This window comes from Paenibacillus solani, assembly GCF_050475945.1.
Classification (GTDB): Bacteria; Bacillota; Bacilli; order Paenibacillales; family Paenibacillaceae; genus Paenibacillus_AQ; species Paenibacillus_AQ solani_A.
This window is the reverse complement of sequence record NZ_JBCMXJ010000011.1, coordinates 1-13,454: the sequence shown is the minus strand read 5'-3', so window position 1 is coordinate 13,454 and position 13,454 is coordinate 1. Positions and strand designations below refer to the sequence as shown.

The following is a 13,454-nucleotide window of genomic DNA, read 5'->3' as shown; positions in this document are numbered from 1 at the left end:
GTCTATTTTAGTCTCTTGCCGTTAAAGCCAAGAAATTACGCAGCAAACTCATGCCGAGCTCCCCACTTTTCTCGGGATGAAACTGCATGCCATACACAGAGCCGCGGCCCACGATAGCTGTCACTGGCTGACCGTAATCGGTGACTGCCAGCAAATCAGCCTGAACCTCAGGAAGAACATGATACGAATGGACAAAATACACATGACCTTCCTCAAGTCCCGCAAACAACGGATGCTCTGGATTCTTGAACTGCAATGAATTCCAGCCCATATGCGGTACCTTGTAATCACCGCCTGGAAACCGTACCACCGATCCGGGCAGAATATTCAGCCCTTCATTCTTGCCATGCTCCTCGCTCTGGCTGAACAGGAGCTGCATACCGAGGCAAATCCCCAGCAACGGCTTTCCCGACGCCGCAGCTTCCTTCATGACCGCGTCCAGCGAAGTTTCGCGCAGCTGCTCCATGGCATCGCCGAACGCGCCGACGCCCGGCAGAATGATCCCATCTGCAGCGAGTATCTCTTCCCGCTCTCCCGTGACCAGCGGCTTGTATCCAAGCCGCTCCACTGCTTTACTGACGGAGTGCAGATTGCCCATCCCGTAATCTACGATTGCAATGGCCATCGATCAGAGCACTCCCTTCGTGGACGGTACGCCGGTTACCCGCGGATCCACGCTTGTCGCCTCATCAAGTGCACGACCAAGTGCCTTAAACACTGCTTCAATCATATGGTGCGTATTCTGTCCGTAGTGTACGATGACATGCAGCGTAATTCGGGCTTCCAAGGCCAACTTCCACAAGAATTCTTGCACCAGCTCCGTTTGAAAAGAACCTACCTGCTGAGAAGGATATTCAGCCCGGTATTCAAAATGCGGACGGTTACTGATATCTACAACGACCTGCGCAAGCGCCTCATCCATCGGCACGAATACACTGGCATAGCGCTTAATGCCTTTTTTATCTCCCAGTGCTTCACGGAAGGTCTGGCCCAAGCAGATTCCAATGTCCTCCACCGTATGATGGTCATCAATCTCGATATCACCCTTCGCTTTGACGCGAAGATCAAAGAGGCCATGCTTCGTAAACAAATCAAGCATATGATTCAGAAACGGCACATCGGTTTCCAACTCCGCAATTCCTGTACCATCAACATTGAAATCAAGAGTAATATCAGTCTCATTCGTTTTGCGGCTTACGCCAGCTGATCTTGCTGCTGCATCCAAACTGCTCACGTTGATTGCCTCCTCTAAACGGATATCTATTATTATGAACGTACATACATCTGCTACTGTGGTTTCTTATTGCTCTTGATCCAGGCGTATTTGAATCGCCCTCGCGTGCCCCTCTAGGCCTTCTCGCCGGGCCAGCTCCATAATCTGTTCACCGTCTCGCAGCAAGGCTTCCTTGCTGTAATAGATCAAGCTTGATTTCTTGATAAAATCGTCCAGATCCACCGGCGAAGCAAAACGTGCCGTTCCATTCGTCGGTATGATATGATTCGGCCCGGCAAAATAATCCCCCACCGGCTCCGAGCTATACGGACCCAGGAAGATGGCACCGGCATTCTCGATCCGGCCTACGATCGCCATCGGCTCCTCGGTCATAATCTCCAGATGCTCCGGCGCCAAACGGTTAATGACTTCAATCCCTTCACTTAGGGACTCCGTTATAATCACCGCGCCGTAGCTGTCTACCGAAGCCCGGGCAATATCACGGCGCGGCAGAAGCTCAAGCTGCCGCTGCACTTCGGCGGCGACGGCTTCTCCGAGCTTGCGGGAAGGCGTCACCAGAACAGCGGAGGCCATCTCATCATGCTCTGCCTGAGAGAGCAAATCAGCCGCAATATACGCTGCATCAGCACTGTCATCGGCCAGGACGGCAATTTCGCTTGGTCCGGCCAAGCTGTCGATGTTCACCGTTCCGTATACTTCGCGCTTTGCCAGTGCAACGTAAATATTGCCGGGGCCGCAGATTTTATCCACGGGTGTGATCGTCTCCGTGCCGTAAGCCAGCGCTGCAATCGCTTGGGCCCCTCCGACGCGGTAGATCTCCGTAACGCCCGCCTCAGCTGCGGCTACCAGGATATAAGGATTAACTCCTTCCTTCCCGCCGGTAGATGGAGGTGTCACCATTACAATCTCTGGCACGCCCGCCACTTGCGCCGGAATCACGTTCATCAGCACAGATGAAGGATAGGCTGCCTTTCCACCAGGCACATACACGCCTACGCGCTTCAAAGGACGAATAATCTGTCCGAGAATGCTGCCGTCGGGTTGGAGATCCATCCAGGAATTACGTTTCTGCTTCATATGAAACGCGCGGATATTATTCGCTGCGGACTGAATCGCCGTCACAAATGATGTCTCCACTTGCTCATAAGCCGCTTTGAGCTCCTCATCCGTTACACGAAGCTGATTTGCGGTCAGACGGACACGGTCCAATTGCTCGGTATGCCGCAGCAAGGCAGCATCTCCTTCGGCCCGAATATCCGCTACGATCGCTTTAACGACTTCATTCTGCTCCGGCGTACCGTAATCATTTTCCCTTTTCAGTTGAAAGTCCCGTGCTGATACAACCTTCACCTTCATCTCCCCCATTCCCGCTGCTTGCCACGCATTTCTGTTCTCGTAGGCGCATCGTGGCTTTGATACATAAACATGATCTTTGTTCTTAGCCCGTTCACTATAAGTTATGGTCGTTACAAAGTTGCTTTCTCCGACAGGATGACTGCCTGCAGCCGATCGCACAGAGTCTGAATTTCATCATTCTTCATCCGGTAGCTGACACGATTGGCAATCAAGCGGCTTGTAATTTCGAAGATGCTGTTCATCTCGACCAGTCCGTTCTCCTTCAGCGTTTGGCCGGTTTCCACCATATCCACGATCCGGTCGGCCAGACCGATTAGAGGAGCAAGCTCAATAGATCCGTTCAGCTTCACAACTTCTACCTGCTGGCCTTGTTCGCGAAAATACTGTGAGGCCACATTCGGATACTTCGTGGCCACCCGCTGATGAATACCCGGCTTCCAATCCGGCAAGCCGATCACGGACATCCTGCAGCGCGCGATTCCAAGATCCAGCAGCTCGTAGACGTCTTTGTTCTCCTCCATCAGCACATCCTTACCCACGATACCGATATCGGCGACACCGTATTCCACGTAAGTCGGCACATCCACCGGCTTCGCCAGAATAAATTCCATTCCTGCCTCCGGCAAGGAAATGACCAGCTTTCGCGTCTCATCTACATCCAGAGGAACCGGAAGCCCGGCTGAACGGAACAAAGCGGATGCCTTTTTATATATTCGTCCTTTCGGCATGGCTACTTTCAACGTTTCTGCCACTTTCATATCCTCCCTTCTTTAGCTTGTTTAGATCGTAAACTTCCTATGTTTATTGAAACGTAATAATCTCTTGGTATCCTCGATGGAGCATGCTGCCCGATACAGCGGCTTCTCCCTCAACCCGAGCAACTGCCTCATCCGTATCGGAAATCAGCGAAGTAATAACAGTACGGCCTTCAGCTCGTAGCTCCGATGCCTTCGCTAATCCTGCTTTTCGATAAGCAGCTGTGTAGCGGATCAGAACAGGCAGCTCCTCGGTGATCTCTTCTCCCTGCACCCCATCCAGGATGCGAGTGGTCTTGAGAGCGAAGCCCGTTGCCGGTATCGCACGGCCGAACTGCTGGAGCAGCTTATCATACCGTCCGCCGCTGGCTACAGGTGAGCCTAATTCAGCGGCATAACCCTCGAACGTCATTCCCGTGTAATAGGAGAAGTCACCGAGCATAGTCAGATCAAATAGTACATGTTTAGCGGCATCATATGCCTCCAGCACTTCCCATACTCTGCACAGATGCTCAATCGAAGCCCTTGCCAGCTCATTACTGCTGATATCCAGCGCTTGCCCGGCAACCTCTCGGCCCCCGCGCAGCTTTAATACTTCCTCCAGCCGGTTCTGCTGCTCTTCTGTAAGCTTCAGACCTGCAATCGTATTCCGGTAGCCGACATAGTCGCGGTTCAGCAGATCCTGCTTCAGGCTTTCCTGATCCTCGGTCCGTTCAGGTAATACCTCCTGGAGCAGTCCATTAAGGAAACCCATATGTCCCATCGCAATTTTAAACTTCTCTACCCCGGCTGCCTTCAGGGACTCGATCGCCAAAGCGATGACTTCTGCATCAGCTTCCGGCGTATCGTCGCCTACAAGCTCTACACCGGTCTGGAAGAATTCCGCTTCCCGGCCCGCTTCCTCTTCGATAGCCCGGAACACATTCGCATGGTACGACAATCGTACCGGCAGCGGCTCATCCTTCAGCAGTGAAGACATAACCCGTGCTATAGGTGCCGTCAGATCGGAGCGGAGCACCATGGTCGTTCCGTGCTTATTCAATAATTTAAACAACTTTTGGTCGGACGTGGAGCTTGCCACGCCTACCGTATCGTAATATTCCATCGTCGGTGTCATAATCTGCCGGTACCCCCAGCAGTCCATGCAAGCGAGCACTTCACGTTCAATCCGGCGCAGCTTGGTGACCGCATGAGGGAGATAATCACGCACGCCCGACGGTTTCTCAAAGCCTTTCGGTTTAGACATGACATTCCACCTCAAATTCAGAATTTCTTTAGTATGGTAAAGTGGTACCTTGCTAATAAATTAAAGGATATTGGCTATATTACCATGAATATTGGCTGATCGTCAATGGATTCCATAACGGTTTTCCACTGCTTATATCTTATATCTGCTATGTATCATTCTTCGTCCCTACTGGCCTTAACCAGCACAGCATCCATAGAACTTCTGGGTATCATTGTAACACAAGAGCGAACAGGATTGCCCTGCATGTCTACGGTGAAGAAGGGGATTTTATAACATGTTAACGGGAAAAATAAAACAAAAAGCCGCCCGGCGGCCCGGACGGCTTCTGTAGATAGACATGTTCATTATAGATCAACTGATTTCTTGCTATCCCCCGTGACGATATCTTTTTTCTGTGAAGGGGTTGATGGTGCTTTAGGCTTCGGCTTCAGCGAACGCGGAACGCTGCCAAGCAGCATCCAGGAGCCTGGGACCCACCGGAACACCAGCTGTACGACCACCGCACTGACAATCAGTGCGGTGACCATGCCGCCATATACCCAGATCAGATAATCATCGGTTACCGGGTTCAGCTTGAGATCGTACTTTCGATACAGGAACAGCCACAAAGGATGCACCAGATAGATGGCAAAGGATACTTCGCCAATTCTTGTGAGCGTCTTGACGATGATCTTCCAGCCACTGTTATACAGCCAGCTGGACAGCTGCATCAACACAAGCGCGGAGAAGACGGTATGCAGATTCCATAACAGTTCGTACAACAAGGAATCATATTTGGCCCCGTGCAATCGCTGATTGTACCAAATCTGTACATGAGACAATGCCATTGCAAGCCAGCCTGCCCATAACACGATAGTACCTACTCTTTGCCGTACCGTTTGTTTACTCCAAGCGGACGTGAGCCAGCCCTTAAATTTATCATAATTCATAGCCAGATAAGCACCCAGCATATAATAGGCTAGATAGGAAATAGCCAAGCTTCCTTTAAACGCATATTGCAGTTCGTATTTATTCCATATGATGAATCCCCATTGGAGCAGAAAACCAATCGGAACTGCCCATCTTACAAGGAAACGGGACGACTTGAACAGTTTGAGGAAAATCGGGAACAGGATGTAGAACTGCAAGCTGATAAACACGAAATATAAGTGCGTATAGTTCTGACCCCGAATTAATCGTTCAAAGAACAGCGGCAGATTTGCCCATAAATCAAACGAGCTATTCAGTAGCCCATTTTGATACATCCGAACAAAGAAATAGATGATCGAGAACAACAGATACGGCAGCAAAATGTACAGAAGACGCCGTTTGTAGAAGTTTTTGATCAAATCCTTGGTTAGAGGCCGGTCCGCATAGTTGTAGAACAGCACAAAACTGCTCAAGAATATAAACGAGGGTGTGCCGTACTTAAAGAAAATATTCAGAAAATTAATAATATAATAGAATCGCGAATCAATCGCATCTACGGTTGCAAATGAAGTCGCATGAACGTGAAGCACGCCCAGGATGGCCAGCGCACGATAAATATCGAGCTGCGGCAGCCTCTCCTTCTTATTCAGCGTAGCACTCATGTCAGGCGTCGCCTCCCTTGATTTCATATTTTCATAGAATGAGTAGATAGACGGGCAAAAAAGTCCCACAAGGCCATTCATACCCAGGGGACTATTGATCGCTTCGTGTCATGTTATCCTACAAACATTCTACAATAAATTCAGCAGCTTGAGAACCTAACTTGCCATATTCCCTCAAATTGACTCGTTTTCCGTCGACGTCCTGCTCAGCTCCCGCAATGGATTGCCGCCTACGAACGTACCCGGTTCCACATCTTTATGTACAACGGAACCTGCTGCAACCACCGCCCCATCTCCGATCGTTACCCCAGGCAAAATCGTGGTATTCGCGCCGATGAGCACGTTCTCCCCGATCCGCACTTCACCTAAACGATATTCCTTGATTAAATACTCATGTGCCAGAATGGTTGTATTGTAGCCGATCACCGAATTCTCGCCGATGGTGATGTGCTCCGGAAAAAAAACATCCACCATCACCATCAAGCCAAAAGCGGTATGACGCCCGACCTTCATCCCGAGCATGTTGCGGTATATCCAATTCTTCATCGGCAGGATCGGGCAGTAGCGGGCAATCTGGATGAAGATAAAGTTCTTAACACCCTTAAACGGGCTCACAGTCCGGTAGATTTGCCATAGGGCGTTGGGCCCTTCTACGGGATAACGGGTAACCTTCCTGGCCATGCCACCAAAACTCCTATTCCTCTTGAAGTCCTATGATCCCGTAAAGATCTCTCATATCCTTCAAAATAAAGTCCGGATCATATTCCATCAGCTTCTCTTCACCCTTGAGAGACCAAGCAACAGCGGCAGCCTTCACGCCCGCCGCCTTCGCAGACTGAATGTCGACCGGGCTGTCACCGATCATCAATGTCGTTGCCGGATTGGCTCCCAGACGCTCAACTGCAGTCAGAACAGGCTCCGGATGCGGTTTTGGTTGTTCTACATCATTCACCGTAATCACTGCCGACATGAAACGCTCAAGATCAAACTTCTCCAAAGTCATCATCGTAGATGGGCGAATCTTCGTGGTGACGATTCCAAGCGTAAGCCCATGACGATGCAGACGCTCCACGACTTCATTTACATGTGGAAATGGCTTGACCATCTCGTCATGATGAAGCGAATTGAAGGAACGGTAAGCCTTCACAAGTGAATTCACATCTTCAACGCCGCCTGAAAATGTTTGCAGCTGTTGTTCGAGCGTAGTTCCCATATGCGGAATAATCTGCTCTCGTGTTAATGGCCCAGGTGCCTGGGCCTCAAAGACATGCAGAAATGAAGAAATAATTAATTCATTGGTATCAATAATAGTGCCGTCCAGATCAAACAGTACGGTTTCAATCATGCTGTAACTACTCCTTTTTGTCCTCCGTATCCGGTTTTATTACCGGAGTGTCTTCGGTCCGGGTTGATCCCGCTTCTGTCTCTTGGCTTTGCATATGCAACTTTCCGTCAGCCGGTTCTCCTGCCTTCTGAACTTGCCCAGCACTCTTCTCAGAAGCTGGCACAGATGGTTTAGAAGGATGATGAGCCTGGAGGTCCGCCTCCGGTGTAGGGCCTGCTCCCGTCTTGGTGTTCACGATTGGATCTGAATATCGAACTTGGGCACGGCCTGTTACACGGCGTACAATAATCAATACGATGCCGCCAATGACAATTAAAATAGACAGCAGCTGTGAGATTCGAATATTGCCATATGCGGGGTCCAGATGCCCCAGCTCAAAGCCCATCCAAGTCATTGGTGCCCATAACACGTTATTAATCAAATCAGCAACTCCAGTAGAGCCCTGGAATGCCAAACTATCGGTACGCAGCGCTTCAATAAAGAATCGACCGATTGAGTACCAGATGAAATATCCAATGAACAGCTCACCAGCACGCAGGAATTTTTGTCTTCGGATAATCATCAATAGAACGATCCCTAACAAATTCCAAATCGATTCATATAAAAAGGTAGGATGATGGAATACCCCTTGTACATTCATCTGATTCACAATGAAATCAGGCAGATGCAGCTGGCCTCGCAAGAAGGACTCACTGACAGGACCGCCGTAAGCTTCCTGATTCACAAAGTTGCCCCAGCGGCCAATCATCTGACCCACCAGCAATGAAGGCGCACAAATATCTGCTATTCGCCAGAACGAGTAGCCTTTTTTGCGCACAAAAATCAATGCACATACAACTGCACCAATAAGGGCACCGTATATGGCAATGCCGCCATTCCATATTTTGAATACATCCAGGAAGTTATCCTTATAGTCTTCCCATTTAAAAGCTACATAATAAATACGCGCACCTATGATAGCGGAAGGAACGCCAAACAAGACCAGATCCATCAAAAATTCCTGTGGAACACCAAAACGTTTACCCTCGCGAATGGCCAGCAGCAGACCTGCTAAAGCACCCAGTCCCAAAATCAAGCCATACCAATGAACACGCAGTGACCCGATGGAAAAGGCCACCGGATCAAGCAGCAATGTTTGCATTACACTATCCCCCCTCGTTCTAATCCAAATCGTCCATATCTTCAGCGATCGTTGCCGTCAGTTTGTTCGTAAACTGCAGGGCAGCATTCAGACCCATCTGCTTCAATCTGTAATTCATGGCTGCCACTTCAATAATGACGGCAAGGTTACGTCCTGGACGAACCGGAATCGTGACCAGAGGGATATCTGTCTCAATGATTCGTGTAGTCTCTTCATCTAACCCCAGACGATCATATTGTTTATCCTGCTGCCAGGCCTCCAATCGAACAACAAGCGTAATCCGTTTATTATTCCGAACGGCACCTGCGCCGAATAGTGTCATTACATTAATAATGCCGACTCCCCGAATTTCCAGCAGATGGCGAATCAGCTCAGGCGCTGTTCCATGAAGTTGGAAATCGGAAGTTTGGCGAATCTCCACCGCATCATCCGCAATTAATCGATGTCCGCGTTTAACCAGCTCCAGCGCGGTCTCGCTTTTCCCGATGCCACTAGAGCCTGTAATCAGCATGCCCACGCCATATACATCACATAATACGCCGTGAATGGTTGTAGTCGGTGCTAATTTGCGCTCCAAAAAGCTTGTGAAACGGCTTGTCAGAATCGTCGTTGCCATACTGCTGCGCAGTATAGGCAAGCCACGCTCATTCCCGAGCTGCACCAGCTCCTCTGGCACTTCCAGGGAACGTGTAACGACAATACAAGGCGTTTCATCCGTACATAGACTGCGCATCCGTTCTATTCGCTCCTCCGGCTTCAGCATGCCGAAGAACGCCAATTCGGTACGTCCCATAAGCTGAACCCGCTCACGCGGATGGTATTCAAAATAACCGGCCATTTCCAATCCCGGGCGATTCAGATCGTCCGTTGTAATCTGACGTTTCAGTCCTTCCTCACCTGCGATGACCTCCAGCTGAAACTGCTGGACCAGCTCAGACACCTTTACTTTCTTGGCCATGGTTTACCCCTCTTCTACCATTGTATGTTGAACATCTACAAGCAAAGCCATCATGCGGCGGCTTGTTTTGATGAACGATTTCATGGTCGATTAATCTACATGTTCTTTATTATATCTATGCCAGTGATCTACCTGTTCACCGATATGTATGAACATGCTTATGTATGCCGTGCTTTGTGCTTATCTTATCGAAAAAAGCCATTGAATGCAATTCTCTCCGTCTTATTTCAGGGTGGAGAATTATTCGCCCTCTCTTCATATAATGAAGGCTGGTAATAGATTACATCTGCTATATCGCTAAAAAAACCGCCCCCAATTAGGGGCGGTTTCCTTTATGATATCGAGTTACTAAGATTAGTCCTCAATCAATACGTTCAGTTCGGACTCTTTATCGAAGATATGAACTTTGTTCATGTCGAGTGCCAATTTTACGTTGTCGCCTTCGCGAGTAGTCGAACGTCCGTCTACACGGCCGATAACTGTATCTGTTCCCAAGCCGCTCAGGTACAAGAGCATTTCGTGACCAAGGTTCTCGGTTACGTCAACTTTAGCATTGAAGACTGTGTTCGGGGAAGCTTCGAGGAATACTGGCTCTTCATGAATATCTTCCGGACGAACACCCATAATTACTTCTTTGCCGATCATGGATTTGTTCTTAAGCAATTGTGCTTTACCGCCTGGAACTTGAACGTTCAGGCCTTGGGAAGTGAAGAATACTCCACCGTTCTGCTCGGACAATTTACCAGTGATGAAGTTCATGGTTGGGGAACCAATGAAACCTGCAACGAACAGATTGTTCGGGTTGTTATACAATTGTTCTGGGGAATCCGCTTGTTGAATAATGCCATCCTGCATAACAACGATACGGTCACCCATCGTCATAGCTTCTGTTTGGTCATGCGTTACGTAGATACAAGTGGTTTCAAGACGCTTAACCAGCTTCGTAATTTCGGCACGCATCTGACCGCGGAGTTTCGCATCCAAGTTGGAAAGCGGCTCATCCATCAAGAAGACTTGCGGATCACGGACAATCGCACGGCCCAAGGCCACACGTTGACGCTGACCACCGGAAAGAGCCTTCGGCTTGCGCTCAAGCAGATGCTCGATATCCAGGATTTTTGCTGCTTCACGTACACGTTTATCGATTTCGTCTTTCTTCACCTTACGGAGCTTCAAACCGAATGCCATGTTTTGGTATACGTTCATATGTGGATACAAAGCGTAGGATTGGAATACCATCGCGATGTCACGATCTTTAGGTGCTACATCGTTAACAACGCGGTCGCCAATGTATAGTTTACCTTCAGAAATTTCTTCAAGACCTGCGATCATACGCAGTGTTGTAGACTTACCGCAACCGGAAGGACCTACCAATACCAAGAATTCTTTATCTTTAATATCCAGATTAACGTCAATTACAGTTGCTTTATCTGCACCTGCATACTTCTTGTAAATATGCTCTAAGCGTACACCAGCCATGTGCATTTGCCCCCTCATATGAATGTTATGAAATCGAATACAATTAATTATAGTCTTATATTACCCCATAGGCACCTGTCTTGCTATACACAATCTGCACAAAAAACCTATTTCCTTTTCGTTACTTTATACAATAAGAGAGTTATTTTCACTAATACCGCATCGCTAAAGCTCCGCACATCAAGACCTGTCTCTTGCTTGATCTTGTCCAATCGGTATAACAGCGTATTACGATGGATATATAGATGTTTAGCCGTCTCGCTGACATTACAGTCCAACTCAAAAAAAGATTCCAATGTCGATAAAGTCTCGCTATCCTCAAACAGTTCGGTATGCCCCGCCGCATACTCCCTCAGAAACTGATTTCGTTGGGATTCCGGAATGCTATAAACGAGACGTTCTAAATGAAGCCCTGTCGACAAATGAATATGTTCCTTAACCTGGAATGTACGGCCAATTGTCATCGTTTCCTTCAATAAGCTAACCGTCTGTGGCAAAGCATGCAGCGCAGGGATGGAAGGAATGGCCGAAATATGGAAATCCCCCACCCATTCTGTCGAAATCAGTTCATAGAGTCCCATACAAAATAAAGACAACAAATCCTGATCCCCTTCCGGGGATGCCTCTTCCTTATCATCTGATGTAATTCCATTCAGCAATTCTTGTTTCGCTAGAATTATCCATTCTTTCTCCTGTAGTGGCACAAGGAGAATATCTCCGTCAAAATAACTGCGCAGCAGACGATGCAATGCTTTATAACTTGGGTTAGATGCGTGCTCGCTCCCATTTATTAGAAGAAATGCGACCATTTCCTCTGTGACGCTTGTCCGAGCCTGTAATTCATCCGGTAATTCAGCAAGCAGCTCACCGGCATGCAGCCGCTCTTTGATCCATGCACCCAGCTGCAGAGCAAGACGTTCTTCTTCAACTTTACCGTTAGGTTTAGCCGCTCCCCCCTGCAGTGTATCTTGAAGGCTCGACAATAAAAGAGTGATAAGCCCCATCTCTGATTCCGTTAGTGTATCTCGCCGTGCTGCGATCACCCGGGTCGCTTCTTTCGAGCTCGGGTTCACCGGAAACCAGACCTCATCTAGATTCTTATGGATATAAACTCCATCCAAGATAGGCGATATTGGAGTCGTACTGCTATCTCCGCGTTTAATGGATTTTGTAGTCTCTTCCCCATTCCCCTTAACATCCACGATTCGACTGGAGGCCGCTTTAGACTCAGTAAGCCAAGCCGTCTCCTGGGCATTTAGGGTTTTTAAGACGAGTGTCGTGCCTAATGTCTCTTCAATTTTCTGAACGATGTGCTCCATCTCCACCATTGATGACCCCACCACTTTATCGTTTTTTCTTATTTTAGCATATCACCTTGTACAAACCACAATTCCTTCTATAATAGTCAATGGATTTAGCGAAAAACAAACACAAAAAGAGCCGTCAACATCGTTGACGACTCTTCTGATGAGCCATGAAGGACTCGAACCTTCGACACCCTGATTAAAAGTCAGGTGCTCTACCAACTGAGCTAATGGCTCTTAGGAATGGTGGAGGCTGATGGATTCGAACCACCGAACTCGTAGAGAGCAGATTTACAGTCTGCCGTGTTTAGCCACTTCACTAAGCCTCCAGGATATAAAGGTGGCTCGGGACGGAATCGAACCGCCGACACGAGGATTTTCAGTCCTCTGCTCTACCGACTGAGCTACCGAGCCTTATGCATTTGATACTAAAAATAAAGTGCGAAGTATATTACGTCATACTTTATCATGTGATAAACCCACATTATTTATTCTTATTAAAAAGAATGGCGGAACTGACGGGATTCGAACCCGCGGTCTCCTGCGTGACAGGCAGGCATGTTAGGCCTCTACACCACAGTTCCGCATTTGATAAAAATGGTGCCGGCGAGAGGACTTGAACCCCCAACCTACTGATTACAAGTCAGTTGCTCTACCAATTGAGCTACACCGGCAAGGTGAGAAAATAAAATATATGGTGGAGGCTGAGGGGATCGAACCCCCGACCCTCTGCTTGTAAGGCAGATGCTCTCCCAGCTGAGCTAAGCCTCCAGGTATGTATGGTAGCGGCGGAGGGGATCGAACCCCCGACCTCACGGGTATGAACCGTACGCTCTAGCCAGCTGAGCTACACCGCCATATAAACCTAGATTGCATTTCAAGTTATTCAAATGGCGGAGAGAGAGGGATTCGAACCCTCGCACCGCTTACGCAGTCTAACCCCTTAGCAGAGGGTCCCCTTATAGCCACTTGGGTATCTCTCCATCATAACTTGTATGCAGTTACAGAGATTGATTCCCTGAAAACTAGATACGAAACGTATTTGCAGCACTTTGAAATAAG

At 48.5% G+C, this 13,454-nt stretch carries 12 protein-coding genes and 8 tRNA genes; all 20 read right to left on the bottom strand.

Features of this window, described 5'->3' with window-relative positions; genetic code table 11:
• Nucleotides 1-7 precede the first annotated feature (7 nt).
• The 20 genes from hisH to ABEQ74_RS12875 all read right to left on the bottom strand — a co-directional run bounded on the left by hisH (nucleotide 8) and on the right by ABEQ74_RS12875 (nucleotide 13,375).
• Nucleotides 8-625 (bottom strand): imidazole glycerol phosphate synthase subunit HisH, encoded by a 618-nt coding sequence (gene hisH / locus ABEQ74_RS12970; protein WP_430122591.1) that lies wholly within the window; start codon nucleotides 623-625, stop codon nucleotides 8-10.
• 3 nt (nucleotides 626-628) lie between these two features.
• Nucleotides 629-1,234 carry an imidazoleglycerol-phosphate dehydratase HisB gene (gene hisB / locus ABEQ74_RS12965; RefSeq protein ID WP_430122590.1) on the bottom strand — a complete coding sequence of 202 codons (606 nt, stop codon included), beginning with the start codon at nucleotides 1,232-1,234 and terminating at the stop codon, nucleotides 629-631.
• Nucleotides 1,235-1,300: 66 nt separating this feature from the next.
• Nucleotides 1,301-2,584, bottom strand: coding sequence for a histidinol dehydrogenase (hisD, locus tag ABEQ74_RS12960; protein WP_430122589.1), 1,284 nt, complete (start codon nucleotides 2,582-2,584; stop codon nucleotides 1,301-1,303).
• A 116-nt stretch (nucleotides 2,585-2,700) separates the two neighbouring features.
• Nucleotides 2,701-3,342: an ATP phosphoribosyltransferase gene (hisG, locus tag ABEQ74_RS12955; RefSeq protein WP_430122588.1), complete on the bottom strand. Its 642-nt coding sequence runs from the start codon at nucleotides 3,340-3,342 to the stop codon at nucleotides 2,701-2,703.
• 49 nt (nucleotides 3,343-3,391) lie between these two features.
• The gene (locus ABEQ74_RS12950; RefSeq protein ID WP_430122587.1) at nucleotides 3,392-4,591 is read right to left on the bottom strand and encodes an ATP phosphoribosyltransferase regulatory subunit; all 1,200 of its coding nucleotides are present in this window, start codon (nucleotides 4,589-4,591) and stop codon (nucleotides 3,392-3,394) included.
• 347 nt (nucleotides 4,592-4,938) lie between these two features.
• Complete coding sequence (locus tag ABEQ74_RS12945) at nucleotides 4,939-6,165, bottom strand: acyltransferase (protein WP_430122586.1); 1,227 nt, start codon at nucleotides 6,163-6,165, stop codon at nucleotides 4,939-4,941.
• A gap of 174 nt (nucleotides 6,166-6,339) precedes the next feature.
• Nucleotides 6,340-6,846, bottom strand: a complete 507-nt coding sequence (locus ABEQ74_RS12940) for an acyltransferase (RefSeq protein ID WP_430122585.1) — start codon at nucleotides 6,844-6,846, stop codon at nucleotides 6,340-6,342.
• 13 nt (nucleotides 6,847-6,859) lie between these two features.
• Nucleotides 6,860-7,510, bottom strand: a complete 651-nt coding sequence (gene ppaX, locus ABEQ74_RS12935) for a pyrophosphatase PpaX (protein WP_430122584.1) — start codon at nucleotides 7,508-7,510, stop codon at nucleotides 6,860-6,862.
• A gap of 7 nt (nucleotides 7,511-7,517) precedes the next feature.
• The gene (gene lgt, locus ABEQ74_RS12930) at nucleotides 7,518-8,651 is read right to left on the bottom strand and encodes a prolipoprotein diacylglyceryl transferase (RefSeq protein WP_430122583.1); all 1,134 of its coding nucleotides are present in this window, start codon (nucleotides 8,649-8,651) and stop codon (nucleotides 7,518-7,520) included.
• 19 nt (nucleotides 8,652-8,670) lie between these two features.
• Entirely contained in the window at nucleotides 8,671-9,609 is a 939-nt protein-coding gene (gene hprK / locus ABEQ74_RS12925) for an HPr(Ser) kinase/phosphatase (RefSeq protein ID WP_053490630.1), read from the bottom strand.
• Between the two features lie 354 nt (nucleotides 9,610-9,963).
• Nucleotides 9,964-11,088, bottom strand: coding sequence for an ABC transporter ATP-binding protein (locus ABEQ74_RS12920; protein WP_430122582.1), 1,125 nt, complete (start codon nucleotides 11,086-11,088; stop codon nucleotides 9,964-9,966).
• A 107-nt stretch (nucleotides 11,089-11,195) separates the two neighbouring features.
• Entirely contained in the window at nucleotides 11,196-12,416 is a 1,221-nt protein-coding gene (locus ABEQ74_RS12915; protein WP_430122581.1) for a PucR family transcriptional regulator, read from the bottom strand.
• 140 nt (nucleotides 12,417-12,556) lie between these two features.
• A tRNA-Lys gene (locus tag ABEQ74_RS12910) sits at nucleotides 12,557-12,629 on the bottom strand.
• Nucleotides 12,630-12,636: 7 nt separating this feature from the next.
• Nucleotides 12,637-12,721 (bottom strand) — tRNA-Tyr (locus ABEQ74_RS12905).
• A 12-nt stretch (nucleotides 12,722-12,733) separates the two neighbouring features.
• Nucleotides 12,734-12,806, bottom strand: a tRNA-Phe gene (locus ABEQ74_RS12900).
• A 93-nt stretch (nucleotides 12,807-12,899) separates the two neighbouring features.
• Nucleotides 12,900-12,976 (bottom strand) — tRNA-Asp (locus ABEQ74_RS12895).
• Between the two features lie 14 nt (nucleotides 12,977-12,990).
• A tRNA-Thr gene (locus ABEQ74_RS12890) sits at nucleotides 12,991-13,066 on the bottom strand.
• A gap of 21 nt (nucleotides 13,067-13,087) precedes the next feature.
• Nucleotides 13,088-13,163: transfer RNA gene (locus ABEQ74_RS12885), tRNA-Val, on the bottom strand.
• Between the two features lie 9 nt (nucleotides 13,164-13,172).
• Nucleotides 13,173-13,249, bottom strand: a tRNA-Met gene (locus ABEQ74_RS12880).
• Between the two features lie 34 nt (nucleotides 13,250-13,283).
• Nucleotides 13,284-13,375: transfer RNA gene (locus tag ABEQ74_RS12875), tRNA-Ser, on the bottom strand.
• Nucleotides 13,376-13,454 lie beyond the last annotated feature (79 nt).

Bases quoted from the DNA above. Each gene is read 5' to 3' on its own strand.
- ppaX (WP_430122584.1), bottom strand. From the start codon at position 7,510: ATGATTGAAACCGTACTGTTTGATCTGGACGGCACTATTATTGATACC.
- lgt (WP_430122583.1), bottom strand. From the start codon at position 8,651: ATGCAAACATTGCTGCTTGATCCGGTGGCCTTTTCCATCGGGTCACTG.
- ABEQ74_RS12940 (WP_430122585.1), bottom strand. From the start codon at position 6,846: ATGGCCAGGAAGGTTACCCGTTATCCCGTAGAAGGGCCCAACGCCCTA.
- hprK (WP_053490630.1), bottom strand. From the start codon at position 9,609: ATGGCCAAGAAAGTAAAGGTGTCTGAGCTGGTCCAGCAGTTTCAGCTG.
- ABEQ74_RS12920 (WP_430122582.1), bottom strand. From the start codon at position 11,088: ATGGCTGGTGTACGCTTAGAGCATATTTACAAGAAGTATGCAGGTGCA.
- ABEQ74_RS12915 (WP_430122581.1), bottom strand. From the start codon at position 12,416: ATGGTGGAGATGGAGCACATCGTTCAGAAAATTGAAGAGACATTAGGC.
- hisH (WP_430122591.1), bottom strand. From the start codon at position 625: ATGGCCATTGCAATCGTAGATTACGGGATGGGCAATCTGCACTCCGTC.
- ABEQ74_RS12945 (WP_430122586.1), bottom strand. From the start codon at position 6,165: ATGAGTGCTACGCTGAATAAGAAGGAGAGGCTGCCGCAGCTCGATATT.
- ABEQ74_RS12950 (WP_430122587.1), bottom strand. From the start codon at position 4,591: ATGTCTAAACCGAAAGGCTTTGAGAAACCGTCGGGCGTGCGTGATTAT.